Source organism: Flavobacterium sp. (genome assembly GCF_013822155.1).
Lineage (GTDB): Bacteria > Bacteroidota > Bacteroidia > Flavobacteriales > Flavobacteriaceae > Flavobacterium.
The window spans coordinates 1-24,643 of the sequence record NZ_PNJW01000007.1; the positions used below are offsets into that span (position 1 = coordinate 1).

At 33.0% G+C, this 24,643-nt stretch carries 31 protein-coding genes; all 31 read left to right on the forward strand.

Going from position 1 to position 24,643, the window contains the following annotated elements:
• Positions 1–377, forward strand: a 377-nt coding sequence (gene rpsC / locus C0512_RS03075; RefSeq protein WP_290858786.1) for a 30S ribosomal protein S3, incomplete at its 5' end; no start/stop codon positions are given.
• Positions 378–396: 19 nt separating this feature from the next.
• Complete coding sequence (gene rplP / locus C0512_RS03080; protein WP_290858787.1) at positions 397–816, forward strand: 50S ribosomal protein L16; 420 nt, start codon at positions 397–399, stop codon at positions 814–816.
• Between the two features lie 12 nt (positions 817–828).
• Positions 829–1,020, forward strand: a complete 192-nt coding sequence (gene rpmC, locus C0512_RS03085) for a 50S ribosomal protein L29 (RefSeq protein WP_290858788.1) — start codon at positions 829–831, stop codon at positions 1,018–1,020.
• A gap of 17 nt (positions 1,021–1,037) precedes the next feature.
• Positions 1,038–1,295, forward strand: a complete 258-nt coding sequence (rpsQ, locus tag C0512_RS03090; RefSeq protein WP_290858790.1) for a 30S ribosomal protein S17 — start codon at positions 1,038–1,040, stop codon at positions 1,293–1,295.
• Between the two features lie 2 nt (positions 1,296–1,297).
• Entirely contained in the window at positions 1,298–1,666 is a 369-nt protein-coding gene (rplN, locus tag C0512_RS03095; protein WP_007803649.1) for a 50S ribosomal protein L14, read from the forward strand.
• An 11-nt stretch (positions 1,667–1,677) separates the two neighbouring features.
• On the forward strand, positions 1,678–1,992 hold the full coding sequence (gene rplX / locus C0512_RS03100) for a 50S ribosomal protein L24 (RefSeq protein ID WP_290858792.1): 315 nt from the start codon (positions 1,678–1,680) through the stop codon (positions 1,990–1,992).
• Between the two features lie 2 nt (positions 1,993–1,994).
• A complete protein-coding gene (gene rplE, locus C0512_RS03105) occupies positions 1,995–2,546 on the forward strand; it encodes a 50S ribosomal protein L5 (protein WP_290858793.1) in 552 nt (183 codons plus the stop codon).
• Between the two features lie 3 nt (positions 2,547–2,549).
• Positions 2,550–2,819 carry a 30S ribosomal protein S14 gene (gene rpsN / locus C0512_RS03110; protein WP_112086722.1) on the forward strand — a complete coding sequence of 90 codons (270 nt, stop codon included), beginning with the start codon at positions 2,550–2,552 and terminating at the stop codon, positions 2,817–2,819.
• 72 nt (positions 2,820–2,891) lie between these two features.
• Complete coding sequence (gene rpsH, locus C0512_RS03115; protein ID WP_290858797.1) at positions 2,892–3,290, forward strand: 30S ribosomal protein S8; 399 nt, start codon at positions 2,892–2,894, stop codon at positions 3,288–3,290.
• A gap of 15 nt (positions 3,291–3,305) precedes the next feature.
• Positions 3,306–3,848 (forward strand): 50S ribosomal protein L6, encoded by a 543-nt coding sequence (gene rplF, locus C0512_RS03120; RefSeq protein WP_290858799.1) that lies wholly within the window; start codon positions 3,306–3,308, stop codon positions 3,846–3,848.
• Between the two features lie 11 nt (positions 3,849–3,859).
• The gene (gene rplR / locus C0512_RS03125; RefSeq protein ID WP_290858801.1) at positions 3,860–4,213 is read left to right on the forward strand and encodes a 50S ribosomal protein L18; all 354 of its coding nucleotides are present in this window, start codon (positions 3,860–3,862) and stop codon (positions 4,211–4,213) included.
• A gap of 6 nt (positions 4,214–4,219) precedes the next feature.
• Positions 4,220–4,744, forward strand: coding sequence for a 30S ribosomal protein S5 (gene rpsE / locus C0512_RS03130; protein ID WP_290858803.1), 525 nt, complete (start codon positions 4,220–4,222; stop codon positions 4,742–4,744).
• A 14-nt stretch (positions 4,745–4,758) separates the two neighbouring features.
• The gene (rpmD, locus tag C0512_RS03135) at positions 4,759–4,941 is read left to right on the forward strand and encodes a 50S ribosomal protein L30 (protein ID WP_290858805.1); all 183 of its coding nucleotides are present in this window, start codon (positions 4,759–4,761) and stop codon (positions 4,939–4,941) included.
• An 11-nt stretch (positions 4,942–4,952) separates the two neighbouring features.
• Positions 4,953–5,405, forward strand: coding sequence for a 50S ribosomal protein L15 (gene rplO / locus C0512_RS03140; protein WP_290858806.1), 453 nt, complete (start codon positions 4,953–4,955; stop codon positions 5,403–5,405).
• A gap of 12 nt (positions 5,406–5,417) precedes the next feature.
• Complete coding sequence (secY, locus tag C0512_RS03145) at positions 5,418–6,764, forward strand: preprotein translocase subunit SecY (RefSeq protein WP_290858807.1); 1,347 nt, start codon at positions 5,418–5,420, stop codon at positions 6,762–6,764.
• Positions 6,765–6,769: 5 nt separating this feature from the next.
• Positions 6,770–6,985 (forward strand): translation initiation factor IF-1, encoded by a 216-nt coding sequence (gene infA / locus C0512_RS03150; RefSeq protein WP_112086714.1) that lies wholly within the window; start codon positions 6,770–6,772, stop codon positions 6,983–6,985.
• A gap of 11 nt (positions 6,986–6,996) precedes the next feature.
• The gene (gene ykgO / locus C0512_RS03155) at positions 6,997–7,113 is read left to right on the forward strand and encodes a type B 50S ribosomal protein L36 (protein WP_084139925.1); all 117 of its coding nucleotides are present in this window, start codon (positions 6,997–6,999) and stop codon (positions 7,111–7,113) included.
• 2 nt (positions 7,114–7,115) lie between these two features.
• Positions 7,116–7,490 (forward strand): 30S ribosomal protein S13, encoded by a 375-nt coding sequence (gene rpsM, locus C0512_RS03160; protein ID WP_026710294.1) that lies wholly within the window; start codon positions 7,116–7,118, stop codon positions 7,488–7,490.
• Positions 7,491–7,498: 8 nt separating this feature from the next.
• Positions 7,499–7,882: a 30S ribosomal protein S11 gene (rpsK, locus tag C0512_RS03165; protein ID WP_290858810.1), complete on the forward strand. Its 384-nt coding sequence runs from the start codon at positions 7,499–7,501 to the stop codon at positions 7,880–7,882.
• Between the two features lie 116 nt (positions 7,883–7,998).
• A complete protein-coding gene (gene rpsD, locus C0512_RS03170) occupies positions 7,999–8,604 on the forward strand; it encodes a 30S ribosomal protein S4 (protein WP_290858812.1) in 606 nt (201 codons plus the stop codon).
• A 21-nt stretch (positions 8,605–8,625) separates the two neighbouring features.
• Positions 8,626–9,618, forward strand: a complete 993-nt coding sequence (locus C0512_RS03175; RefSeq protein ID WP_290858814.1) for a DNA-directed RNA polymerase subunit alpha — start codon at positions 8,626–8,628, stop codon at positions 9,616–9,618.
• Between the two features lie 38 nt (positions 9,619–9,656).
• Positions 9,657–10,148, forward strand: coding sequence for a 50S ribosomal protein L17 (gene rplQ / locus C0512_RS03180; RefSeq protein WP_290858816.1), 492 nt, complete (start codon positions 9,657–9,659; stop codon positions 10,146–10,148).
• Between the two features lie 158 nt (positions 10,149–10,306).
• Positions 10,307–10,978 (forward strand): hypothetical protein, encoded by a 672-nt coding sequence (locus C0512_RS03185; protein WP_290858818.1) that lies wholly within the window; start codon positions 10,307–10,309, stop codon positions 10,976–10,978.
• Positions 10,979–11,042: 64 nt separating this feature from the next.
• Complete coding sequence (carA, locus tag C0512_RS03190) at positions 11,043–12,161, forward strand: glutamine-hydrolyzing carbamoyl-phosphate synthase small subunit (RefSeq protein ID WP_290858820.1); 1,119 nt, start codon at positions 11,043–11,045, stop codon at positions 12,159–12,161.
• Positions 12,162–12,321: 160 nt separating this feature from the next.
• Entirely contained in the window at positions 12,322–13,614 is a 1,293-nt protein-coding gene (eno, locus tag C0512_RS03195) for a phosphopyruvate hydratase (protein WP_290858822.1), read from the forward strand.
• A 121-nt stretch (positions 13,615–13,735) separates the two neighbouring features.
• Positions 13,736–15,073, forward strand: coding sequence for a peptide-N-glycosidase F-related protein (locus tag C0512_RS03200; protein ID WP_290858824.1), 1,338 nt, complete (start codon positions 13,736–13,738; stop codon positions 15,071–15,073).
• Between the two features lie 136 nt (positions 15,074–15,209).
• Positions 15,210–17,177: a tetratricopeptide repeat protein gene (locus C0512_RS03205; protein WP_290858826.1), complete on the forward strand. Its 1,968-nt coding sequence runs from the start codon at positions 15,210–15,212 to the stop codon at positions 17,175–17,177.
• A gap of 87 nt (positions 17,178–17,264) precedes the next feature.
• Positions 17,265–18,026: a LytTR family DNA-binding domain-containing protein gene (locus C0512_RS03210; protein WP_290858828.1), complete on the forward strand. Its 762-nt coding sequence runs from the start codon at positions 17,265–17,267 to the stop codon at positions 18,024–18,026.
• 85 nt (positions 18,027–18,111) lie between these two features.
• Positions 18,112–20,535 (forward strand): T9SS type A sorting domain-containing protein, encoded by a 2,424-nt coding sequence (locus C0512_RS03215; RefSeq protein WP_290858829.1) that lies wholly within the window; start codon positions 18,112–18,114, stop codon positions 20,533–20,535.
• A gap of 11 nt (positions 20,536–20,546) precedes the next feature.
• Entirely contained in the window at positions 20,547–23,144 is a 2,598-nt protein-coding gene (locus C0512_RS03220; RefSeq protein WP_290858830.1) for a T9SS type A sorting domain-containing protein, read from the forward strand.
• A 196-nt stretch (positions 23,145–23,340) separates the two neighbouring features.
• Complete coding sequence (locus C0512_RS03225) at positions 23,341–24,624, forward strand: citrate synthase (RefSeq protein ID WP_290858831.1); 1,284 nt, start codon at positions 23,341–23,343, stop codon at positions 24,622–24,624.
• Positions 24,625–24,643 lie beyond the last annotated feature (19 nt).

Sequence of the window (24,643 nt, forward strand, 5' to 3'; positions counted from 1 at the left end):
AAAGCCGTATTTCATACAGAAGAGCTATTAAAATGGCTATCGCAGCAGCAATGCGTATGAATGCAGAAGGTGTAAAGGTTTTGATTTCCGGTCGTTTGAATGGAGCTGAAATGGCACGTTCAGAAGGTTTCAAAGAAGGTAGAATTCCTCTATCAACTTTCAGAGCCGATATTGATTATGCTTTGGCAGAAGCTCATACTACTTATGGTAGAATGGGAATCAAAGTATGGATCATGAAAGGTGAAGTTTACGGAAAGAGAGATCTTTCTCCATTAGTTGGCATGGATAAAAAACAAGCTGGCGGTGGAAGTAAAGGTGGTGATGCTCCAAGAGGAGGAAAACCAAACGGAAAATCAAACCCACGTAAAAGAAAGTAATTTTTTAAATTAAAGAAAAATGTTACAGCCTAAAAGAACAAAATACCGTAAGGTACAAAAAGGTAGAATGAAAGGTGATTCTCAAAGAGGTCACGAACTTTCTAACGGGATGTTTGGAATTAAATCAATGGATTCATCATTTTTAACTTCACGTCAAATCGAAGCTGCACGTATTGCTGCAACTCGTTATATGAAAAGAGAAGGACAATTATGGATCAAAATTTTCCCGGACAAACCAATCACTAAGAAACCTCTTGAAGTACGTATGGGTAAAGGTAAAGGTGCAGTTGAATATTGGGCTGCCGTTGTTAAACCCGGAAGAATTATGTTTGAAGTAGGAGGAGTACCTTTGTCAGTTGCAAAAGAAGCATTACGCTTAGCAGCTCAAAAACTTCCTGTTAAAACTAAGTTTGTTGTCGCTAGAGATTTTGAAGCATAATCCTATTTAATTATGAAACAATCAGAAATTATAAGTCTATCTTCAGCTGAGTTACAAGAGAAACTTAGTCAGTCAAGAAAAACGTATGCCGACCTAAAAACGACTCATACTATTTCTCCAATTCAAAACCCACTTCAAATTAAAGCAGTGCGTAGAACAATTGCGAGATTAGTAACTGAGCTAAGTAAAAGAGAGTTACAATAATTGTATTCTGCTGAAAGATGGAAAAAAGAAATTTAAGAAAAGAAAGAGTTGGTGTAGTTACTAGCAACAGAATGGAGAAATCTATCGTTGTTTCTGAAACAAGAAAAGTAAAACACCCATTATACGGTAAGTTCGTGTTGAAAACTAAGAAATATGTTGCACACGACGAAACAAACGACTGTAATATTGGAGATACTGTAAGAATTAGCGAAACGCGTCCTTTAAGTAAATCAAAATGTTGGAGATTAGTTGAAATCATTGAAAGAGCGAAGTAATTATGGTACAACAGGAATCTAGATTAAAAGTAGCAGATAACACTGGAGCAAAAGAAGTTTTGACTATCCGTGTTTTAGGAGGAACGAAACGTCGTTATGCCTCTGTTGGAGATAAAATTGTAGTTTCAATTAAAGATGCAACCCCAAACGGAAACGTTAAGAAAGGAGCTGTATCAACTGCAGTTGTTGTACGTACCAAAAAAGAAGTGAGAAGAGCTGATGGTTCTTATATTCGTTTCGATGACAATGCATGTGTTCTTTTGAATGCGGCAGGAGAAATGAGAGGAACTCGTGTTTTTGGTCCAGTAGCAAGAGAACTTCGTGAAAAACAATTCATGAAAATTGTATCATTAGCACCTGAAGTGCTTTAAATCGATTGATGATGACAAAGTTAAAAATTAAATCAGGAGACATTGTAAGAGTTATTGCAGGTGACCATAAAGGTGCTGAAGGTAAAGTGTTACGTGTTTTTATAGATGCAAACAAAGCGATTGTTGAAGGTACTAACATGGTTTCAGTTCATACTAAACCAAGTGCTAAAAACCCTCAAGGTGGAATCGTAAAGAAAGAAGCTCCTATTCAAGTATCGAACTTGTCTTTAATTGACCCAAAGTCGAAAAAAGCAACTAAAGTTGGTTTCAAAGTAGAAGGAGATAAGAAAGTAAGATTTTCAAAAAAATCTAATCAAGTATTATAGTGATGGCTTATATACCTAGACTAAAAGAAGAATATAAAAGTAGAGTTATTCCTGCTTTGAAAGAAGAATTCGGTTATAAAAACGTAATGCAAGTTCCTAAATTGGAAAAAATCGTTTTAAGCCGTGGTGTCGGAGCTGCAGTGTCAGACAAGAAATTGGTTGATTATGCAGTAGACGAGTTGACAAAAATCACCGGACAAAAAGCTTTAGCAACTATTTCTAAAAAAGACGTTGCGTCTTTTAAATTAAGAAAAGGTATGCCAATTGGTGCTAAAGTAACTTTACGAGGAGAAAGAATGTATGAATTCTTAGATAGATTGATTACTTCTTCTTTACCACGTGTAAGAGATTTTGGTGGTATCAAAGCAACCGGTTTTGACGGAAGAGGTAATTACAACCTTGGAGTTTTGGAACAAATCATTTTCCCTGAAATTGATATTGATAAAGTAAACAAAATTTCAGGTATGGATATTACTTTTGTAACAACTGCCAAAACAGATAAGGAAGCAAAATCATTATTAGCAGAATTAGGATTACCTTTTAAAAAGAATTAAGTTATGGCTAAAGAATCAATGAAAGCCCGTGAGGTTAAGAGACAAAAAACGGTAGAAAAGTACGCTGAAAAAAGAAAAGCTTTATTAGAGGCCGGAGATTATGAAGGTTTACAAAAATTACCTAAAAATGCTTCGCCAGTTCGTTTACACAACCGTTGTAAATTAACAGGAAGACCAAGAGGGTATATGCGTCAATTCGGTCTTTCACGTGTAACATTTCGTGAAATGGCTAACCAAGGTTTAATTCCAGGTGTCAAAAAAGCTAGTTGGTAAAACAAATTTTAATTGGTTTCAGGTTCAATAGAAAGAGTTTTTGTTGAAAACCGTTACCGCAAATTTATACATATGTATACAGATCCTATTGCAGATTATCTAACTAGAGTTAGAAATGCAGTGAAAGCAAATCACAAAGTGGTTGAAATTCCCGCATCTAACCTTAAAAAAGAAATCACAAAGATTTTATTTGATCAAGGGTATATTTTAAGTTACAAATTTGATGACACTTCTGTTCAAGGAAGCATCAAAATTGCTCTTAAGTACGACAAAGTTACTAAAGAGCCTGTAATCAGAGATATCCAAAGAATTAGTAAACCAGGTTTACGTAAATATGCAGGTTCTTCAAACCTTCCAAGAATCCTTAATGGATTAGGAATTGCAATTGTTTCAACTTCAAAAGGTCTTATGACTGGAAAACAAGCTAAACAATTGAATGTAGGTGGAGAAGTAATTTGTTACGTATACTAATAAAAAGACTGAACGATGTCAAGAATAGGTAAAAATCCAGTTGTGATTCCAGCAGGTGTAACACTTGAAGTTAACGAAGGTGTAATCACAGTTAAAGGGAAATTAGGTCAACTTACACAGGAGTTTTCGGACGTTACTGTAACTGTTGAAGACGGTCAAGTGTTAGTAGAAAGATCTTCTGACCATAAAGACCAAAGAGCAAAGCATGGTTTATACAGATCTTTAATCAGTAATATGGTTAATGGTGTATCTACCGGTTTTACAAAAGAATTAGAGTTAGTTGGTGTAGGATATAGAGCATCTAACCAAGGTCAAAAATTAGATCTTGCATTAGGTTTTTCTCATAATATCGTTTTAGAAGTTGCTCCGGAAGTAAAATTGGAGACAATTTCAGAAAAAGGTAAAAATCCAATCGTAAAATTAACCTCTCACGATAAACAACTTTTAGGACAGGTAGCCGCTAAAATTAGAGGTTTCCGTAGACCAGAACCTTACAAAGGAAAAGGTGTTAAATTCGTAGGTGAAGTATTAAGAAGAAAAGCAGGTAAATCAGCTTAAAAATTAAGATTATGTCATTAACAAAATCTGATAGAAGACAGAGAATTAAGTTCAGAATTAGAAAGATTGTAAGCGGAACTGCTACTAAACCAAGACTTTCTGTATTCAGAAGCAACAAAGAAATCTATGCTCAATTAGTAGATGACTTGAATGGAGTTACTTTATTAGCCGCATCCTCTAGAGATAAAGGAGTAGACGCTAAAGGTACAAACATTGAAGTTGCGTCAGCAGTAGGAAAATTAGTTGCTGAAAAAGCATTGAAAGCTGGTATTGATACAGTAACTTTCGATAGAGGAGGATACTTATACCACGGTCGTATTAAATCATTAGCAGATGGAGCGAGAGCTGCCGGACTTAAATTCTAAGAAGTTATGTATAACAAATACAAAAATGTAGAGTTAGTAAAACCTAGTGGTCTTGAATTAAAAGATCGTTTGGTGAGTGTAAATCGTGTTACCAAAGTAACAAAAGGTGGTAGAGCATTTGGTTTTTCTGCTATTGTTGTGGTAGGTGATGAAAACGGAGTAGTTGGTCATGGATTAGGAAAATCTAAAGACGTATCTGAAGCTATTGCAAAAGCAGTGGAAGATGCTAAGAAAAATTTAGTAAAAATTCCTTTAAGTGGTCAATCTGTTCCTCACGAACAAAAAGGTAAATTTGGTGGAGCACGTGTATTCTTAATGCCTGCATCGCATGGTACAGGAGTTATTGCTGGTGGTGCTGTTCGTTCAGTACTTGAATCAGTTGGAATTCACGATGTATTATCAAAATCTCAAGGATCTTCAAACCCACATAACGTGGTAAAAGCAACTTTCGATGCATTACTTCAAATGAGAAGTGCATATACTGTAGCTAAACAAAGAGGAATTTCTTTAGAGAAAGTATTTAAAGGTTAATATTCAAGGAAATTATGACAAAGATTTTAGTAAAACAAGTAAAAAGTAAAATTAACTGTCCTCTAACACAAAAGAGAACATTAGTGGCTTTGGGTCTTAATAGATTAGGACAAGTTGTAGAGCATGATAATTCATCTGCTATCCTTGGAATGGTAAATAAAGTTAAACACTTAGTTTCTGTAGAAGAATCTAAATAACACTATTCAAAATGAATTTAAGTAACTTACAACCAGCTGAAGGGTCAACACACAATCAAAATAAAAGATTAGGTAGAGGAGAAGGTTCTGGAAAAGGTGGTACTGCATCACGTGGTCACAAAGGAGCAAAATCTCGTTCAGGTTATTCTAAAAAGATTGGTTTTGAAGGAGGGCAAATGCCACTTCAAAGACGTGTGCCTAAGTTTGGATTTAAAAATATCAATAGAGTAGATTATCAAGGGGTAAACCTAGATTCTTTACAAGCTTTAGTAGATAATGGTGTAGTGACTGATACTGTAGATTTTTCAGTATTTGTTGATACTCGTTTGGCAACTAAAAACGAATTGGTAAAAATATTAGGTAGAGGTGAATTAAAAGCCAAATTAAAAGTAACCGCTCACAAATTTACTGCTACTGCAAAAGCTGCTATCGAAGCTGCAGGGGGTGAAGCTGTAACTTTATAATTTACTAACTGTATGAAGAAATTTTTTGAAGCACTCACAAACGTTTGGAAAATAGAAGAATTAAAAAACAGAATTTTAATTACTCTAGGTTTACTTCTTGTTTATCGTTTTGGAGCACAGGTAACTTTACCAGGTATAGATGCAACTAAATTAGGTGGTTTAGCTACCCAAACAGATCAGGGAATTGGTTCAATTCTAGATATGTTTACTGGAGGGGCTTTTTCTCAAGCATCTGTATTCGCTTTAGGTATTATGCCATACATTTCTGCATCCATTGTGGTGCAATTAATGGGAATAGCAGTTCCATATTTACAAAAACTGCAAAAAGATGGTGAGAGTGGAAGAAAAAAAATTAATCAAATTACACGTTGGTTAACAATTGCAATCACTTTAGTTCAAGGTCCTGGTTATATTTATAACTTATACAGAACTTTACCATCAGAAGCATTTTTGTTAGGATTTAATTCCTTTTCTTTCTTATTTTCAGCAGTAGTTATCCTAGTAACAGGAACTATTTTTGCGATGTGGTTAGGAGAGAAAATTACTGATAAAGGTATAGGAAATGGAATTTCCTTATTGATTATGGTAGGTATTATTGCTCGTTTACCACAAGCTTTTTTACAAGAGTTCGTCTCAACTGTAAAACAAGATAATGGTGGATTAGTACTTTTAGTATTTGAAATTATTCTTTGGTTATTGGTGATTATTGCTAGTATCCTTTTAGTAATGGCTGTACGTAAAATACCTGTTCAATATGCCAGAAGAACTGCAGGCGGAGATTTTGAACAAGATATGATGGGTGGTAACAGACAGTTTATTCCATTAAAGCTTAATGCTTCTGGAGTAATGCCAATAATCTTTGCTCAAGCTATCATGTTTATTCCTGCAGCAATTGCAGGTTTATCAAAATCTGAAGCGGCTCAATCCGTTACAGGTGCCTTTAGTGATATGTTTGGTTTTTGGTATAATTTTGTATTTGCTCTATTGATTGTGGTATTTACCTATTTCTATACAGCTATTACAGTCCCAACAAACAAAATGGCTGATGACTTAAAAAGAAGTGGAGGATTCATACCGGGAATTAGACCAGGCATTGAAACATCTGACTTTTTAGATAGAATAATGTCCTTAATAACATTACCGGGTTCTCTTTTCTTAGCACTTATAGCAGTATTTCCTGCCGTAGTTGTAAATTTAATGGGAGTTCAGCAAAATTGGGGTATGTTTTTCGGAGGAACATCGCTGTTAATTATGGTAGGTGTTGCAATTGATACTATGCAACAAATAAATTCTTATTTGCTGAATAGACATTATGATGGATTGATGAAAAGTGGTAAAAATAGAAAAGCAGTAGCTTAATTTTTATGGCAAAACAATCAGCAATAGAACAAGACGGATCAATTATTGAAGCATTATCAAATGCAATGTTCCGTGTAGAATTAGAAAATGGTCACGTAGTGATTGCTCATATTTCCGGTAAAATGCGAATGCATTATATCAAATTATTACCTGGTGATAAAGTGAAATTGGAAATGAGCCCTTACGACCTGACAAAAGCAAGAATTACTTATAGATATTAAAGCTATTCACAATGAAAGTAAGAGCATCAGTAAAGAAAAGAAGTGCCGAATGCGTAATTGTTCGCAGAAAAGGCAGATTGTACGTTATTAACAAAAAGAATCCTAGATTTAAACAAAGACAAGGATAATTATGGCAAGAATCGCAGGGGTAGATATACCTAAAAACAAAAGAGGAGTTATTGCTTTAACCTATATTTTCGGTATCGGAAAAAGCAGAGCTATTGAGATTTTAGAAAAAGCTCAAGTTAGTCAAGACAAGAAAGTTCAAGATTGGAATGATGACGAAATCGGAGCAATCCGTGATGCCGTTTCTTATTACAAAATTGAAGGAGAATTGCGTTCAGAAGTTTCACTTCACATCAAACGTCTTATGGACATTGGATGTTACAGAGGAATTCGTCATAGATCTGGTCTTCCATTAAGAGGACAAAGAACTAAAAACAACTCTAGAACTAGAAAAGGTAAAAGAAAAACTGTTGCTAACAAGAAAAAAGCAACTAAATAATAAGTAATATGGCTAAAGCAACAGCAAAAAAACGTAAAGTTATCGTTGAATCAACGGGCGAAGCTCATGTTAGTGCGACTTTTAACAATATTATTATTTCTCTTACCAATAAAAAAGGAGAAGTGATTTCATGGTCATCTGCCGGTAAAATGGGTTTCAGAGGATCTAAAAAGAATACACCTTATGCAGCTCAAATGGCCGCAGAAGATTGTTCAAAAGTAGCACTTGAAGCAGGTTTAAAGAAAGTTAAAGTTTATGTAAAAGGACCAGGTAACGGACGTGAGTCAGCTATCAGATCTTTACATAACAGTGGAATTGAAGTTACTGAAATTATTGACGTGACTCCAATGCCTCACAACGGATGTAGACCTCCAAAAAGAAGAAGAGTTTAATTTTTGCTGAAATTATTTCAGCATCATTATAATTTTATTAAGTATAACCCAAGGTAGAGTTTGATTATCGAAGGATTTGACCTGAATTCATAATCACTACCTTAAAACAATTTAAAATGGCAAGATATACTGGTCCAAAAACTAAAATAGCTCGTAAATTTGGCGAAGCTATATTCGGAGAAGATAAAGCCTTCGAAAAAAGAAATTACCCTCCTGGACAACACGGTTTGGCTAAAAGAAGAGGTAAAAAATCAGAATATGCAGTACAGTTAATGGAAAAGCAAAAAGCGAAGTACACCTACGGTATTCTTGAAAAACAATTCAGAAACTTATTTGAAAAAGCAGCCGCCTCTAAAGGTGTAACAGGTGAAATCCTTTTACAATTATGTGAAGCTAGATTAGATAATGTGGTTTACAGAATGGGCGTAGCACCTTCTAGAAGAGCAGCTCGTCAAATCGTTGGACACAGACATATTACCGTAAACGGTGAAATTGTGAATGTTCCTTCCTACCATTTGAAACCTGGTGATAAAGTAGCCATTCGTGAAAAATCAAAATCAGTTGAAGCAATCAATAGTTCTTTAGCAAACGCTAGTAAAGTATATGAGTGGATTACTTGGAACAATGATACTAAAGAAGGTACTTTTGTAACTGTTCCACAACGTTTACAAATTCCAGAAAACATCAAAGAACAACTAATCGTTGAGTTATACAACAAATAATAATTGACAGAAGTCGTAATTATGGCAATATTTAATTTTCAGAAGCCCGATAAAGTTATCATGATCGATTCAACCGATTTTGAAGGTAAGTTTGAATTCAGACCTTTAGAACCTGGTTACGGATTGACTGTTGGTAATGCACTAAGAAGAGTTTTACTTTCCGCTCTTGAAGGATATGCAATTACATCTGTTCGTATTGAAGGTGTAGATCATGAGTTTTCTACCATTTCCGGTGTTGTGGAAGATGTAACAGAAATTATTTTGAACTTAAAACAAGTTCGTTTCAAGCGTCAAATCGAAGATGTTGACAATGAAACAGTTACTATTTCGCTTTCCGGTAAAGAACAAATAACTGCTGGTGATTTTCAAAAATTTATTTCAGGTTTCCAAGTTTTGAATCCTGAATTAATTATCTGTAACCTTGATGCAAAAGTTCACTTGAATATGGAGTTGACTATTGAAAAAGGTAGAGGATATGTTCCTGCAGAAGAAAATAAAAAGCAAAATGCAGCCATCGGAACAATTTTCACCGATTCAATTTTTACACCTATAAAAAATGTAAAATATGCAATTGAAAATTTCCGTGTAGAGCAAAAAACAGATTACGAAAAATTAGTTTTTGAAATTAAAACTGATGGTTCTATTAATCCAAAAGATGCTTTAACAGAAGCTGCAAAAGTTTTAATTCACCACTTTATGTTGTTCTCAGATGAGAGAATTACACTTGAAGCTGACGAAATAGCTCAAACAGAATCCTATGACGAAGAGTCATTACACATGAGACAATTGCTTAAAACTAAGCTTGTGGATATGGATCTTTCTGTAAGAGCATTAAATTGTTTGAAAGCGGCAGAGGTTGATACATTAGGTGATTTAGTATCATTCAATAAAAACGACTTGATGAAATTCCGTAATTTCGGTAAGAAATCATTGACCGAGCTTGATGAGCTTGTAGCAATTAAAAACTTACATTTCGGAATGGATTTGTCAAAATATAAACTAGATAAAGAATAATCTAATCCGCCTTTGGCGAGATTAAATGTAAGATAGCGATGAGACACGGAAAAAAAGTAAATCATTTAAGTAGACAACAAGGTCATAGAAGATCTTTGTTAGCTAATATGGCTTGTTCACTTATTGAGCACAAGCGAATTAATACAACAGTTGCTAAAGCGAAAGCTTTAAAACAATTTGTTGAACCTTTAATAACAAAATCAAAAGAAGATACTACGCACAACAGACGTATTGTATTTGCTTACTTGAGAAATAAATATGGCGTTACTGAACTTTTTAGAGAAGTAGCAGCTAAAGTAGGTGACCGTCCAGGTGGTTATACTCGTATTATCAAGTTAGGAAATCGTTTAGGTGACAATGCTGATATGGCGATGATCGAATTAGTAGATTTCAATGAACTTTACAACGGAGGTAAAAAAGAAGAGAAAAAAGCAAAAAGCCGCCGTGGTGGTAAAGCTAAGAAAGCAGAAGTTACTGCTCCTGAAGCTCCTGCTGCTGATGCTTCTGAAACAACTGAAGCTGCAGAATAATTAAAAAATTCATTTTATTAAAAAAAGGATATACTTTATAGTTTATCCTTTTTTTTATGCTTAATAAAGTTTTTTACCATTGTGAAATATTTATATATTATTTAACAGAAAATAGTTATTTTTTAAATGTACCTTTTTATATATTCGCAAAAAAAAAGATGAGAATATTCAGTATTTTATTTTGTTTAGTTGGAATTGTATCTTATGCTCAAACAGATGTTATAGAAAACAGTAATTTCCAAACTAATTCTTCTAACATGACTTACGGAACAGGTGCTTGGGCTAAAAGTAAGCCCTTAGATACTTCCATTCAAGGGTCAGAATATTTATTTCCAAGTTGGGATGGGAATTTTCTTGTTACTTCTAAACAAGGAAATCAATATAAATTATTCAATTTAAACTATAATCTTAATACAAAAAAATTAGAAACAGTAATGGGTAAAGATTCTGTTTTTCAATATGATGTTTCACAAATAGATTACATTAAAAGTTTCAATAGAAAATATAAAGCCATAAATAATGAGTTTTATCAAGAATTGGCTCAGGGAGATAAAATTTCCTTTTTAAAAGGTTTTTATGTCTCAGTTATGGATGGAGTAGTTAATCCACTAACACAACAATATACTACCCCTAACCGCTATATTCAAAAAAATAAATATTTTTATTTAAAAGGAGAGCAGTTTCAAGAAATAAAATTAAAAAAGAGTGATGTCTTAAAAGTTTTTGGTGATAAAGCAGAAGTAATAAAAAAATACGCTAAAGAGAAAAATCTTTCCTTTGGAGATGAAAATGATGTAGCTAGCTTGTTTAGGTATTACAATACATTATAAGAAAAAAAAGATAAGCATTGCTTATCTTTTTTTTTGTTTTAAATTTGCAAATCAACACACAATTATGAACTATACAACACGAAATCCAGCTATCTTACTTCTTGCAGACGGCACTTTATTTCATGGTAAATCAATTGGAATTGAAGGCATTACTTTTGGTGAAGTTTGTTTCAATACCGGAATGACGGGTTATCAGGAGATTTTTACCGACCCTTCCTATTTCGGTCAAATTATGGTGGCTACTAATGCTCATATTGGAAATTATGGTGTTAATGATCAAGAAATCGAATCAGATTCCATCAAAATTGCCGGTTTAGTATGTAAAAACTTTAGTTTTAACTATTCTCGTGATGATGCTTCAGGCAGTTTATATGACTATTTTGAAAAGCAAAATTTAATTGCTATTTCGGATGTAGACACCAGAGCTTTGGTAAGTTATATTCGTGATAATGGTGCTCAAAATGCGGTAATATGCACAGACGGAACTACTATTCAAGAGCTAAAATTGCAATTGGCAAGTGTTCCTGACATGAAAGGACTCGAACTTGCTTCTAAAGTATCAACAAAAGAACCCTACTTTTTTGGCAATGAAAATGCTACCTATAAAATTTCTGCTTTAGATTTAGGAATTAAAAAAAATATACTTAGAAATTTAGCAAAAAGAGATTGCTACATAAAAGTTTTTCCTTTTGATTCAACTTTTGATGACTTAAAAGGGTTCAATCCTGATGGTTACTTTTTATCTAATGGACCCGGTGATCCTGAACCACTGGCCGGTGCTATTGAAGTTGCAAAAGAAATTATTGCAGTAAATAAACCATTATTTGGAATTTGTTTAGGTCACCAAGTAATTGGTTTGGCAAATGGAGTTTCAACATATAAAATGTTTAACGGGCATAGAGGTATCAATCATCCGGTTAAAAATCTAATGACCGGGAAAGGAGAAATTACTTCTCAAAACCACGGATTTGCAGTGGTTAGAGAAGAACTTGAAAAAAATCCAGATTTAGAAATTACTCACGAACATTTAAATGATGGAACTGTTGCCGGAATGCGAATGAAATCGAAAAATTGTTTCTCGGTTCAGTATCATCCGGAAGCAAGTCCGGGACCGCACGATTCATCCTATTTGTTTGATGATTTCATTGATATTATTCAAAAATCAAAATTACAAGAGGTATAAAATTTCAATTACCTGACATTTTTTTAATGTCAGGTCTTTTTTTACACTAAAACGATTGCGTTTATAACTTTCTTAAATTATGGATAAATCCAAATTTAGAATGCTTAAATTTGTGTATCATTCAAAAAAAACAATAAAAAAATAGTAAATAAACAGTATCATGAGTATTATTATTAAAGTGCATGCAAGACAAATTTTGGATTCAAGAGGAAATCCAACTATTGAAGTTGATGTTATTACAGAAAACGGAATTTTAGGAAGAGCTGCAGTTCCATCTGGAGCTTCTACCGGAGAACATGAAGCAGTAGAACTTCGTGATGGTGGAAAATCATATATGGGAAAAGGTGTTTTAAAAGCTGTGGATAATGTTAATACAACCATTGCTGATGAAATTGTTGGAATGTCTGTTTTTGAGCAAAATCAAATTGACAAAACTATGATTGAATTGGATGGAACACCAAATAAAGCTAACTTAGGTGCAAATGCAATTCTTGGTGTTTCATTAGCTGTTGCAAAAGCAGCTGCCAATGAGTTAGGAATGCCATTGTATCGTTATGTTGGCGGGGTTTCTGCTAATACACTTCCTGTTCCAATGATGAATATTATCAATGGCGGATCACATTCTGACGCTCCAATTGCGTTTCAGGAATTTATGATTATGCCCGTAAAAGCAACCAGTTTTACACATGCTATGCAAATGGGTACTGAAATATTTCATAACTTAAAAAAAGTATTACACAACCGTCATTTATCAACAGCTGTAGGTGATGAAGGTGGTTTCGCACCAAATTTAGCAGGTGGAACGGAAGATGCAATTGAATCAATCAAAAAAGCAGTAGAAAATGCCGGATATACTTTTGGTGAAGATGTGATGATTGCTCTTGATTGTGCCGCTTCTGAATTTTATGTGGATGGAAAATATGATTACAAAAAATTTGAAGGAGAAACAGGAAAAATAAGAACATCAACGGAACAAGCTGAATACTTAGCAGAATTAGCTTCTAAATATCCTATTATTTCTATTGAAGACGGAATGGAAGAAAATGATTGGGAAGGTTGGAAATATTTAACGGATTTAATAGGTGATAAAATTCAATTAGTAGGTGACGATTTGTTTGTTACGAATGTTGAGCGTTTAAAAACCGGTATTGACAAAGGTATTGCTAATTCCATTTTGGTTAAGGTTAACCAAATCGGAACACTAACAGAAACAATTGCTGCTGTGAATATGGCTCATAATGCCGGTTATACTTCAGTAATGTCACACCGTTCAGGAGAAACAGAAGATAATACCATCGCTGATTTAGCCGTAGCTTTAAATTGTGGTCAAATCAAAACCGGTTCCGCTTCTCGTTCAGATCGTATGGCGAAATATAACCAATTACTTCGTATTGAAGAAGAATTGGGGAATACAGCTTATTTTCCCGGGAAAAAAGCTTTCAAACAGAATTAAAAATTAGTTTATAATGTCTATTTAACCCTTTCGGAATTTATTTCTGAAAGGGTTTTGTTTTATTGAAAATTATAGAACGATTTTTTTTATATTAGCCTACTCAACAACAAATTACAACACAATGAAAAAAAATTACTTTGCAATATTAAGTTTTATCGTATTTGTATTTAATTCAAATGCTCAAGTTACTATTCCTATTTATGATAATGTTTTATTTTATGATGGATATGCTTCTTTGGTGAATTACCCAACTGAACCGGATGTAATAAGGTTAAGAAATGATTTATTTACGAAGAAGTTGACTCCTGAAGTTTTAGCTCAAATAGGAACTTCGCTTACTTTAAATATTTCAATTTCTGCGGCGTGTGACAATTATGATAGAATTGGAAATATTAATTTAGCGTTAGTTCCAAAAGGAGCAACATCTTATAATCCGGATACAACAAATAGATTAGAATTAGGAAGGTATATAACTCCTTTTATGAATAAAAATGTTCCGCCAAATTTAGTGCCATATACTTTTAGTGTAGATAATATTACAAAAATTCTAAAAGATACTTATCTAAACACAATTTATGATTTTTGGATTGAGTTTGAATTATTTGGTGTGCCTTATGCCGCTCAAACTCAAATTTCTGGTTGTTCAGGTAGAAATGATGTATTTTATGGCACTTTAAATTTTATAACAAATACGGAAACTTCAAGTCCTAACAATACTTACATTCACACTTTAAATTTTAAAAAAATATTAAATGATTACCAAGCCGGAGCTTCAGATGGTATTTTTCAAACAGTAAGAACTATCTATTTTGATTTGCCATCAGCCATTAATAATGCAAAATTTTATTTAATTACGTCAAGTCATGGTGCAAATGCAGGTGGAGAAGAATACAATAGAAGATGGCATTATATTTCATTAAATAGTAATCAAATTCTATCGTATTTACCCGGAGAACCCACTTGTGAACCTTACAGAGTTTTCAATACACAAGGAAATGGAATTTATGGCCCTACACCGAGAACTCCGGAAGAATGGCAATCTTTCAGCAATTGGTGTCCGGGAGCAGTTATTCCTATAAGAGAAATGGACCTTGGAAATTTAGCAGCGGGAAATCATATGTTCAGAATTGCTGTTCCAACTGCGGTTTTTGTTGGAAATGAAGGGTACATTCCCGTTTCGTTATATTTGCAAGGCGAAAATACAGCTTTAAATGTTGATGATTTTGAGGCAATCATTGTTGACCATTATCCTAACCCTACAAAAAATAAAGTTTTTATAAGTTGCCGGAAAATTATCGATGCTATTGAAATCGTTGATTTACAAGGAAAAATAATTGAAACCAAAGTAGTAGAAAATACTGAAACTGAAGTGGATTTAACACAATTTTCAAAAGGTGTTTATTTTATAAAAATGAAGTTTGGAGAGGTATCCAAAACACATAAAATTATTAAAGAATAATAGAATTAACTAAAAACCCTTTCAAATACTGAGAGGGTTTTTGTTTTTACTCAAATACTCACTCAAAACCTGCGATTACTCATTTAGTGTGCAACTTCAAAGATGAAAACTTATATTTGTTCATCAATTCATTTATATGAAGAAGTTTCTACAATTATTTTTCTTTTGTCTCTTCCTTGCTACAAATTTATTTGGGCAAAATAAAAGGGTTGATAGTTTGGTGAATCTCCTTAACCAAACTCAAAATGAAATAGAAAAAACGCAATTTCTTAATGCAATCGCGGATGTTTATAAAAGTAGTAATCCAAAATTAATGGAAAATTACGCTAGGCAGGCATTACAACTTTCTCAAAAAATAAAATACAAAGCTGAAGAAGGGAATGCTTTACTTAATCTAGGAATTGCCCAAATAATTTCAGGAAATTACCCTAAAGCAATTGATTTTTTTTCACAAGCTAAATTAATTTTTGAAAATGAATTAGCCATTGGTTCTAAAGAAGAATTGAAGGTTAAAAGCGGTTTAGCTCGAACCTATGGCAGTATGGGAATTGTTTTCTCTGAGCAAAGTAATTATGCCAAAGCTTTGCAATATCACATTAAAGCTGTTGCTATTTATGAAGAAATTAAAGACGAAGAAAAAACGGCTCGGGTTTACAATAATATCGGAATAGTTTATCGAACTCAAAAGGAAGATTTCAAAGCACTGGATTATTTTAGTAGAGCACAGAAATTACAGAAAAGAATTGGAGATGAAACCGTTGGTATAACTACAACAAACATAGGAAATCTTTATTTACAGCAAAAGAATTATGAAAAAGCAAATCAATATTATTTAGAAGCAAAACAGCTCTTCGAAAAATATCCTAATGATAGAGGTCAAGGTGAATTATTTAATAATATTGGGTTGTATTTTAAAGAAACTAATAATCAGCCAAAAGCTTTTGAAAGCTGGGAATTGGCATTACAATCGTTTGCTAAAATTGATGATAGATTTGGAACATCGGATACTTATCTTTTGATGGGGGAATGTTATTATGATCAAAAAAGATTTACAGAAGCATTGGAATATGCTCAAAAGGCAGCAAAATTGTCTAAAGATTTAAATGTGTTGGAAGGAACAGCTTTAGCAGAGAAATTATTGAGTTCGATTTATGAAAAATTAAATAATTCTACAGCAGCTTTCACTCATTTTAAATTGTATAAAATTGCACAAGACAGCTTGATAAACCACGAAAATATTAGGAAAAGTGTGCAGACTGAAATGAATTATGAGTTTGAAAAAAAGGAAGCTTTGCAGAAAAAAGAACAGGAAAAGAAAGAAGTTTTATTAGCTGAAAAATCTAAAAGACAAGCTTTACAAACCATTTTTATTGCATTATTTATCTTGTTACTAATGGGAATTGCCTTTTTGATTTATAACCGAATGCAACTCAAAAAGACATTGACCTTACAGAAAGAATTGGCAGAATACGAACAAAAAGCGTTGCATCTTCAAATGAATCCGCATTTTGTTTTCAATTGTTTAGGTTCTATTTCCAGTTTTATTGTGCAAAACGGAACGGATTCTGCGATTAAATATTTGTCAAAATTTTCAAAATTAATGCGATTAACATTAGAATATTCGAAAGAATCACTAATTCCCATTGACAAAGAAATTGAAAGTTTGCAAAATTATTTGGAACTCGAACAATTGCGTTTCAACAATGTGTTTGATTTTAAAATTTCCAAAAGCAAAGAAATAGAAGACGATATGGCTTTGCCTCCTTTGTTGTTGCAACCTTTTGTAGAAAATGCAATCATTCACGGGTTAATTCCCAAAAAAGAAAACGGAATAATTTCAGTAGATTTTTCAATTGAAAAGGAAAGCCTGATTTGCACTATAGTTGACAACGGAATAGGTTTTGAGAAATCAAAAGAAATCAAAGAAAATTTAGTGGCTATTCACAAATCGATGGCGTTAGATATCACCAAAAAAAGACTTGAGATGATGGAGGCTTCAACAGCACAAAAAGCAAAAGTTGAAATCAAAGAAATTAAAAATGATATAAGCGAAATTCAAGGCACAAAAGTAGTTCTGAATTTACCCATACAATATATAAAGTAAATAACTTGTTGATTCAACTTGAAACCTGAAACCTGAAACTTGAAACTTGAAACTTGAAACTTGAAACTCGAAACCCGCAACTAATACATGACAACAGCCATATTAATAGACGATGATGCCAACCTAAGAGCAGGAATGCGACAATTGCTTTCCATGTATGCTCCGGAAATTAATGTTCTCGGCGAGGCAGAGAGTGTGCAATCCGGTGTTGAAGCAATAAATTTGTTACAACCTCAAGTAATTTTCTTAGATATTCAACTTAGCGATGGTACCGGTTTTGACTTGCTGGAAAAATTAGCAGAAATGAATGGAAAAATTTCATCACAAGTTGTTTTTATAACGGCTCATGAACAATACGCCATTAAGGCATTTCGATTTAGTGCATTAGATTTTTTGTTGAAACCGGTAGACCCGGAAGAGTTACAAAAAGTGATTCATAAAATTAAAAATGTATTAGCAAAAAGCGACAACTATGCCCACATCGATTTGTTGTTAGAAAATATAAGACGGAAAGTGGATAATTTCAAACGGATTGCTCTTTCCACTTCAGACGGAATTCATTTGTTTGAAATCAGCGATATTATCCGTTGCGAAAGTGAAGACAATTATACCAAATTTTTTATCAAAAACAATAAACCCATTTTGATTTCTAAAACACTAAAAGAATATGAAGATTTGTTAACGGAACACGGTTTTGAACGTATTCATCAATCGCATCTAATCAATTTAGTCTATTTAAAATCATATATTAAAAGAGATGGTGGATATGTGGTGATGGCTGATAATAGTAATTTACCCATTTCACAACGAAAAAAAGAACGTTTGCAAGAGTTGTTAAAAACATTATAACGAATTCTAAATTAAAGTATTCAATTACTCATTTACAAAATAAATTACTAAACAACGATATTATCTTTATATAAAATAAATTATTATGAAAAAGATTACCTTTCTATTGTTGATTTTTGTTGGTGTTCTACAAGCTCAAATCGTAAACATTCCTGATGGAAATTTTAAATCAAAGTTGCTTTCTGCAAACACTACAAATCAAATTGCTATGAATTCGCAATTTGAATACTTTAAAATAGATGCAAATAATGATGGAGAAATTCAGTTAAGTGAAGCTAGTGAAGTGTTCTTATTAAACATTAATAATTCCTTTTTACCCAACCCAAATACAATTTTAACATTAAGCGGTATTGAAAGTTTCGTAAATTTAAAAGAGTTAAATGCTAGTTTAAATAGTATTTCTACATTCAATTATAATTTACCTCTTCTAGAAAAACTATATTTTACAGCTAATAATTCAACAACTATTGATTTAACGGGAACTCCTCAATTAATTGAACTTAATTTAGATCAAAATGATTTATCAAGTTTAGATGTTTCAGTATGTGGAAATTTAGTTTCACTTGGTTGTGATTATAATTTTTTGAGCAGTTTGGATATTTCAATGTTGTCAAGTTTAAATTTTTTAAGTGTACGTTATAATCAATTAACATCTTTGGATTTAAGTCAATCTGAAGCTTTGATTTCATTACAGTTGGCAGGTAATTATTTTCTTCCTGTTTTAAATAATCTAGTAAATTTAGAAAGTCTGAATTGTCAAGATATGGGATTAAGTGTTTTAGACTTTTCATCCAATGTAAATCTTAGCACATTAGTTTTAAACGAGAATATTTTTACAGAAATAATTCTTCCGCCATTGGCTAACTTAACTACTTTTTTATGTTCGGAAATGCCAAGCTTAACGAGTGTTAATGTAAATATGGCTCCATCATTAAGTTTTTTCCAATGTATCAATAATCCATTATTGCAATCTATTTTTATGAAGAACGGTGTGCAATCGTTTCAATCGTTAAACTGGGCCGAAAATTTTAATTTACAATATGTATGTGTGGATGATTTTAATGTTAGCAATATCATAACCTATTTAAATTCTATTCAATTAACCAATGTTAATGTAAATTCCTTCTGTAGTTTTACTCCGGGTGGTGATTATGATACCATCACCGGAAATGTGCGTTTAGATAATAGCAACAACGGTTGCGATGCAGCCGATTTTTCCATTCCTTTTTTCAAACTAGCGGTTGATTTAAATGCTATGACAACTAATTCATCTGTTTTTTCGAATAACAACGGGGTGTATAATCTTTACACTGCAACTGAAGGCGTTTACACGTTAACGCCGGTTTTAGAAAATCCTACTTATTTTTCTGTTTCGCCACAGCCGGGTACTGCAATTATCAATGAAATTGACAATTCAAGTACTACGTTAGATTTCTGCGTGACAGCCAATGGTGTGCATCCCGATTTAGAAGTGGTTATCGCACCGGTTACGCCAGCTCGTCCCGGATTTGTAGCAGAATATTTGATTGTTTACAAAAACAAAGGTAATCAAGTGCTTTCACAACAATACGGGGTAAATTTTATCTATAACCAGAATTTGATGCAATTTCTATCCGCATCAACTCTTCCATCTGTACAGGGTACCGGTGGTTTGCAATGGGATTATGCTGATTTGATGCCTTTTGAATCCCGAAGCATTATTGTTTTCATGCAGATAAATCCGCCTACAGACCCTGAAAATCCGGTAAATATTGGGGATGAATTGGTGTTTACGTCGGTAATTCTCCCTCAAGCCGGTGATGAAATGGTACCTGACAATACTTTTATCTTAAATCAAACGGTTGTAGGTTCATACGATCCAAACGATATCACCTGTTTGCAAGGCGATGTGGTTCCTCCATCAGAAATTGGTAATTATTTGCATTATTTAATTCGTTTTGAAAATACCGGTAATGCTCCGGCTGAAAATGTAGTGGTAAATTTGAACATCAATCCGGCACAATATGATGCTCAATCGCTTCAATTATTAAATACTTCACATGATGCTAGTGTACGAATGAATGGGCAAAATTTAGATGTTATTTTTCAAAATATTCAATTAGAGTCGGGTGGTCATGGCAACATTTTACTAAAAATGAAGACCAAAGCAACACTTCAAGTGGGTGATATGGTAGCTAAAAAAGCAGATATTTATTTCGATTATAATTTCCCAATCGTGACGAATGAGGCTGAAACCTTATTTCAAGCCCTAAGTGTGATAAATCCTGTTTTAGACAATTTGATTTCCATTTATCCAAATCCGGTGAAAGATGTTGTTAACATTTCTATCAAAGATAATTCTACCATCAAAACCATCGAGTTGTATGATATTCAGGGAAGATTATTGCAAACACAACTAGTGAAAGACTTCACTTCTGAAATAAATTTAGCAGAAAGAGCCAACGGTATGTATTTTATAAAAATCAAAACTGACAAAGGAAGTAAAGTGGAAAAATTAATTAAAGAATAATAATAAAAGCTATGAAAAAGATTCTCATTTTAAGCCTTTTGTTTTCGGGTTTTCTACAAGCTCAGAATGTAACTATTCCTGATGCGAATTTTAAGTCGAAGTTATTGTCTTCTAATACTTTTAACACGATAGCTTATGGGAATGGGAGCTATTTAAAAATTGATCAAAACGATGACGGTGAGATTCAAGTCGCAGAAGCCGTAGTCATTGATTCATTAAATGTGCCTTTTTCAAGTATTGTTGATTTCAGCGGGATTTCTGATTTTACTAACTTAAAAAAAATTGATTGTTCAAACAATCAAATTAATAATTTGAATGTAACCAATTTGAGTTTATTACAAGAATTATATTGTAGTAACAACTGCATGGGAACATTGTCTGTAAATGGTTTATCTAACTTGAAAATATTAGATGCAAATTCAATATGCGTTAGTAATTTCAACTTAACCGGATTAACTAGTTTAGAGTATCTTTCGTGTACGTACAATGGTTTGTCAACTTTAGATGTATCTCAATCAACAGGTTTGAAAATATTAAATTGTGGTTATAATAATTTAGTTAGTTTGACAATTTCTGGTTTCCCGGATTTAGAGCAATTAATTTGTGAAAGCAACCCATCAATGTCCTCATTTAACATTAGTTCATTACCATCACTAGCTTTTTTAGATGTTACTCTTACTAACATTGGGAATTTAAATTTAACATCATTTACATCGTTAACGAGCGTAGTTTGTACTTTAGCAAATTTAAATTCTTTGCAGGTTAGTAATTTACCTAACTTGAATAGTTTATTGTGTGCGGGAAATTCATTGTCAAACCTTGATTTAGGTTCTATGCCTGCATTACAAGTATTGCAATGTGGCGGCAATCTTTTTACAACTCTTGATCTAAGTGAAACTCCTAATATAAATACTATTGAGTGTTCAAGCAGCTTAATTCCTTACTTAGATTTATCAAGCTTAACTAATTTATATGATTTTAGGAGTTATAGTGGTCAGTTTGAAGAGTTGGATTTTTCTTCAAATCCTAACTTATCATTATTGGTATTAAATACAAATACAATGTTGAAAAGATTGTTTTTGAAAAATGGGACTATTCAAAATTTTAATAATAATGGTTTGATAGAATGTATCAATTTAGAATATATATGTGCGGATGAAAATGAAATAAGTCAAATACAAAACTTCATTAATGCAGGTAACTTGACTAACGTAAGTATAAGCTCCTATTGCTCTTTCACGCCAGGCGGAAATTATAACACCGTGACAGGAAGTGTGCGTTTAGATAACAACAACAATGGTTGCGATGAATTCGATTTTACTTTTCCTTTTTTCAGACTAGCCATAGATTTGAATGCCATGACTACCAACTCTTCTGTGTTTACCAATTCACTTGGGAACTATAATTTTTATACTGCCAATGAAGGAGTGTATTCATTTATTCCTATTATAGAAAACGCAGCTTTTTTTCAAGTAAATCCTGAGCCTGGCATAGCGATTTTAGATGTTATTGATAATAGTTCAACCAATTTAGATTTTTGTATAACAGCCAACGGTATCCATCCCGATTTAGAAGTTGTCATTGCACCGGTTTTTCCTGCTCGTCCCGGCTTTGAAGCGGTGTATAAAATCGTTTACAAAAACAAAGGAAATCAAGTGCTTTCTCTACAATATGGAGTGAATTTTTTCTATAATCAAAACTTGATGAATTTTGTTTCCGCATCAGTTATTCCTTCTAGTCAAGGACCGGGTGGAATGCAATGGGATTATGCAAATTTAATGCCTTTTGAATCGCGAAGCATAGAAGTCACCATGCTGATAAATGCACCAACTGATACAAGTCCGGTTAATATTGGCGATGAATTGACGTTTACATCTGTAATTTTACCCCAATCAGGTGATGAAAATGTACAAGACAATACATTTGTATTTAACCAAACCGTAGTTGGTTCCTATGATCCAAATGATATCACTTGTTTAGAAGGAGATATAGTGCCACCAAGTCAAATTGGCAATTATTTGCATTATTTCATCCGATTTGAGAACACCGGAACCGCTGAAGCAGAAAATATTGTGGTAAAAACTGACATTGACCCAAGCCAATTTGATATTGCTTCATTACAAATGCTTTCCACATCACACGGAGCATATATCAGAATGAATGGAAATAGAATTGAATTTATTTTTCAGAATATTGCTTTGGAGTCAGGTGGTCATGGGAATATTTTATTAAAATTGAAATCGAATAGTACTTTGCAAATTGGCGATTCTGTAGCAAATAAAGCCAACATTTATTTTGATTATAATTTTCCAGTCGAAACAAATAATGTTGAAACGATATTCCAATCCTTAGGAATCAGCAACCCAATTTTAGATTCCTTACTATCAATTTACCCTAATCCGGTAAGTGAGGTTGTCAATATCAAAAGCAATAGTAATATAAATATCAAAACAATTGAATTGTATGACATTCAAGGAAGATTGCTACAAACCCAATTGGTAAATGATGTTTCAACCGAATTAAATTTATTGCAAAGAGCAAACGGAATGTATTTTATAAAAATCAACACAGATGCAGGAACTAAAGTTGAAAAATTGGTTAAAGAATAGGTAGTTAAACAAATTTTTAAGTTGGAAACTCACGGATTTTTTTCGTGAGTTTTTATTTTTTTTTAAGATGTATAGGTAATTAGCAATTTTTATACTAAATTTAACGAAATCGTTTACGATATTATTTTAACATTCCTACATAATTCCGTAATTTCGCAACAAACAAAGTGTATACCTATTAAATATTTATAAAATCATGTCAAAAACTGCAATATTAAAGTACGATGGTAAAGAATATGAGTTTCCTATAATTGTAGGAAGTGAAAATGAGCCGGCCATTGATATCGAACAACTACGAGCCTTAACAGGTGCAATTACCTTAGACCCAGGTTATAAAAACTCCGGTTCTTGTAAAAGTGAAATCACTTTTTTAGATGGAGAAGAAGGAATTCTTCGTTACCGTGGCTATTCAATCGAAGATTTAGCGGATAAAGCCGATTTCTTAGAAGTTTCTCACTTATTGATTTTTGGAGAATTACCAACTAAAACTCAATTAGAGAAATTTGAAAATGATATTCGCAAATATACGTTGGTGAACGAAGAGATGAAAAATATCATCGACGGTTTTCCAAAAACAGCTCACCCAATGGGAGTTTTGGCTGCTTTAACTAGTGCGTTAACTGCTTTTAATCCAAAGTCTGTCAATCCGCACAACGAAAAAGAAATGTATGAAGCGGTATGTAAAACCATTGGTAAATTCCTTGTAATTGCAACTTGGACATTCAGAAAATCAATGGGTTATCCATTAAATTATTATGATAACACGAAAGGTTATGTTGAAAATTTTATGCATTTAATGTATGAATTGCCAACCGGGCCTTACAAAATTGACCCAATTGTGGTAAATGCATTAGATAAATTGTTTATTCTCCATGCTGACCATGAGCAAAACTGCTCAACCTCCACAGTTAGAATTGTAGGTTCATCGCATGCCGGGTTATTCGCCTCTATTTCAGCAGGAGTTTCAGCACTTTGGGGGCCACTTCATGGTGGAGCAAACCAAGCGGTATTGGAAATGTTAGAAGAAATTCACAACAATGGCGGTGATGTAGCAAAATATGTTTTGAAAGCAAAAGATAAAGATGATTCATTCCGTTTGATGGGATTTGGTCACCGTGTTTACAAAAATTTTGATCCTAGAGCAACGATTATAAAAAAAGCAGCGGATGATGTTTTGACCGCTTTAGGTGTTGATGATCCATTGTTAGATATCGCTAAGCAATTAGAAAAAGTAGCTTTAGAAGACGACTATTTCAAATCAAGAAATTTATATCCAAATGTTGATTTCTATTCCGGTATTATTTATCGTGCCTTAGGAATTCCAACGGAAATGTTTACCGTTATGTTTGCTATCGGTCGTTTACCGGGTTGGATTGCTCAATGGAAAGAAATGAGAATCAATAAAGAACCAATTGGAAGACCACGTCAAATCTATGTGGGTTATCCTTTGAGAGAGTTTAAAACAATTGATAAAAGATAATTTAAATTCATAATTTACG

What these genes read in the sequence shown, in the direction of transcription:
- rpsQ (WP_290858790.1), top strand. Translation starts at nt 1,038, where the DNA reads ATGGAAAAAAGAAATTTAAGAAAAGAAAGAGTTGGTGTAGTTACTAGC.
- rpsN (WP_112086722.1), top strand. Translation starts at nt 2,550, where the DNA reads ATGGCTAAAGAATCAATGAAAGCCCGTGAGGTTAAGAGACAAAAAACG.
- infA (WP_112086714.1), top strand. Translation starts at nt 6,770, where the DNA reads ATGGCAAAACAATCAGCAATAGAACAAGACGGATCAATTATTGAAGCA.
- rplO (WP_290858806.1), top strand. Translation starts at nt 4,953, where the DNA reads ATGAATTTAAGTAACTTACAACCAGCTGAAGGGTCAACACACAATCAA.
- C0512_RS03225 (WP_290858831.1), top strand. Translation starts at nt 23,341, where the DNA reads ATGTCAAAAACTGCAATATTAAAGTACGATGGTAAAGAATATGAGTTT.
- rplE (WP_290858793.1), top strand. Translation starts at nt 1,995, where the DNA reads ATGGCTTATATACCTAGACTAAAAGAAGAATATAAAAGTAGAGTTATT.
- C0512_RS03220 (WP_290858830.1), top strand. Translation starts at nt 20,547, where the DNA reads ATGAAAAAGATTCTCATTTTAAGCCTTTTGTTTTCGGGTTTTCTACAA.
- ykgO (WP_084139925.1), top strand. Translation starts at nt 6,997, where the DNA reads ATGAAAGTAAGAGCATCAGTAAAGAAAAGAAGTGCCGAATGCGTAATT.
- rpmC (WP_290858788.1), top strand. Translation starts at nt 829, where the DNA reads ATGAAACAATCAGAAATTATAAGTCTATCTTCAGCTGAGTTACAAGAG.
- rpmD (WP_290858805.1), top strand. Translation starts at nt 4,759, where the DNA reads ATGACAAAGATTTTAGTAAAACAAGTAAAAAGTAAAATTAACTGTCCT.
- carA (WP_290858820.1), top strand. Translation starts at nt 11,043, where the DNA reads ATGAACTATACAACACGAAATCCAGCTATCTTACTTCTTGCAGACGGC.
- secY (WP_290858807.1), top strand. Translation starts at nt 5,418, where the DNA reads ATGAAGAAATTTTTTGAAGCACTCACAAACGTTTGGAAAATAGAAGAA.
- rplX (WP_290858792.1), top strand. Translation starts at nt 1,678, where the DNA reads ATGACAAAGTTAAAAATTAAATCAGGAGACATTGTAAGAGTTATTGCA.
- rplR (WP_290858801.1), top strand. Translation starts at nt 3,860, where the DNA reads ATGTCATTAACAAAATCTGATAGAAGACAGAGAATTAAGTTCAGAATT.
- C0512_RS03175 (WP_290858814.1), top strand. Translation starts at nt 8,626, where the DNA reads ATGGCAATATTTAATTTTCAGAAGCCCGATAAAGTTATCATGATCGAT.
- rpsE (WP_290858803.1), top strand. Translation starts at nt 4,220, where the DNA reads ATGTATAACAAATACAAAAATGTAGAGTTAGTAAAACCTAGTGGTCTT.
- C0512_RS03210 (WP_290858828.1), top strand. Translation starts at nt 17,265, where the DNA reads ATGACAACAGCCATATTAATAGACGATGATGCCAACCTAAGAGCAGGA.
- rplF (WP_290858799.1), top strand. Translation starts at nt 3,306, where the DNA reads ATGTCAAGAATAGGTAAAAATCCAGTTGTGATTCCAGCAGGTGTAACA.
- rpsH (WP_290858797.1), top strand. Translation starts at nt 2,892, where the DNA reads ATGTATACAGATCCTATTGCAGATTATCTAACTAGAGTTAGAAATGCA.
- rpsM (WP_026710294.1), top strand. Translation starts at nt 7,116, where the DNA reads ATGGCAAGAATCGCAGGGGTAGATATACCTAAAAACAAAAGAGGAGTT.
- C0512_RS03205 (WP_290858826.1), top strand. Translation starts at nt 15,210, where the DNA reads ATGAAGAAGTTTCTACAATTATTTTTCTTTTGTCTCTTCCTTGCTACA.
- rplQ (WP_290858816.1), top strand. Translation starts at nt 9,657, where the DNA reads ATGAGACACGGAAAAAAAGTAAATCATTTAAGTAGACAACAAGGTCAT.
- C0512_RS03215 (WP_290858829.1), top strand. Translation starts at nt 18,112, where the DNA reads ATGAAAAAGATTACCTTTCTATTGTTGATTTTTGTTGGTGTTCTACAA.
- rplP (WP_290858787.1), top strand. Translation starts at nt 397, where the DNA reads ATGTTACAGCCTAAAAGAACAAAATACCGTAAGGTACAAAAAGGTAGA.
- eno (WP_290858822.1), top strand. Translation starts at nt 12,322, where the DNA reads ATGAGTATTATTATTAAAGTGCATGCAAGACAAATTTTGGATTCAAGA.
- C0512_RS03185 (WP_290858818.1), top strand. Translation starts at nt 10,307, where the DNA reads ATGAGAATATTCAGTATTTTATTTTGTTTAGTTGGAATTGTATCTTAT.
- rpsK (WP_290858810.1), top strand. Translation starts at nt 7,499, where the DNA reads ATGGCTAAAGCAACAGCAAAAAAACGTAAAGTTATCGTTGAATCAACG.
- rplN (WP_007803649.1), top strand. Translation starts at nt 1,298, where the DNA reads ATGGTACAACAGGAATCTAGATTAAAAGTAGCAGATAACACTGGAGCA.
- C0512_RS03200 (WP_290858824.1), top strand. Translation starts at nt 13,736, where the DNA reads ATGAAAAAAAATTACTTTGCAATATTAAGTTTTATCGTATTTGTATTT.
- rpsD (WP_290858812.1), top strand. Translation starts at nt 7,999, where the DNA reads ATGGCAAGATATACTGGTCCAAAAACTAAAATAGCTCGTAAATTTGGC.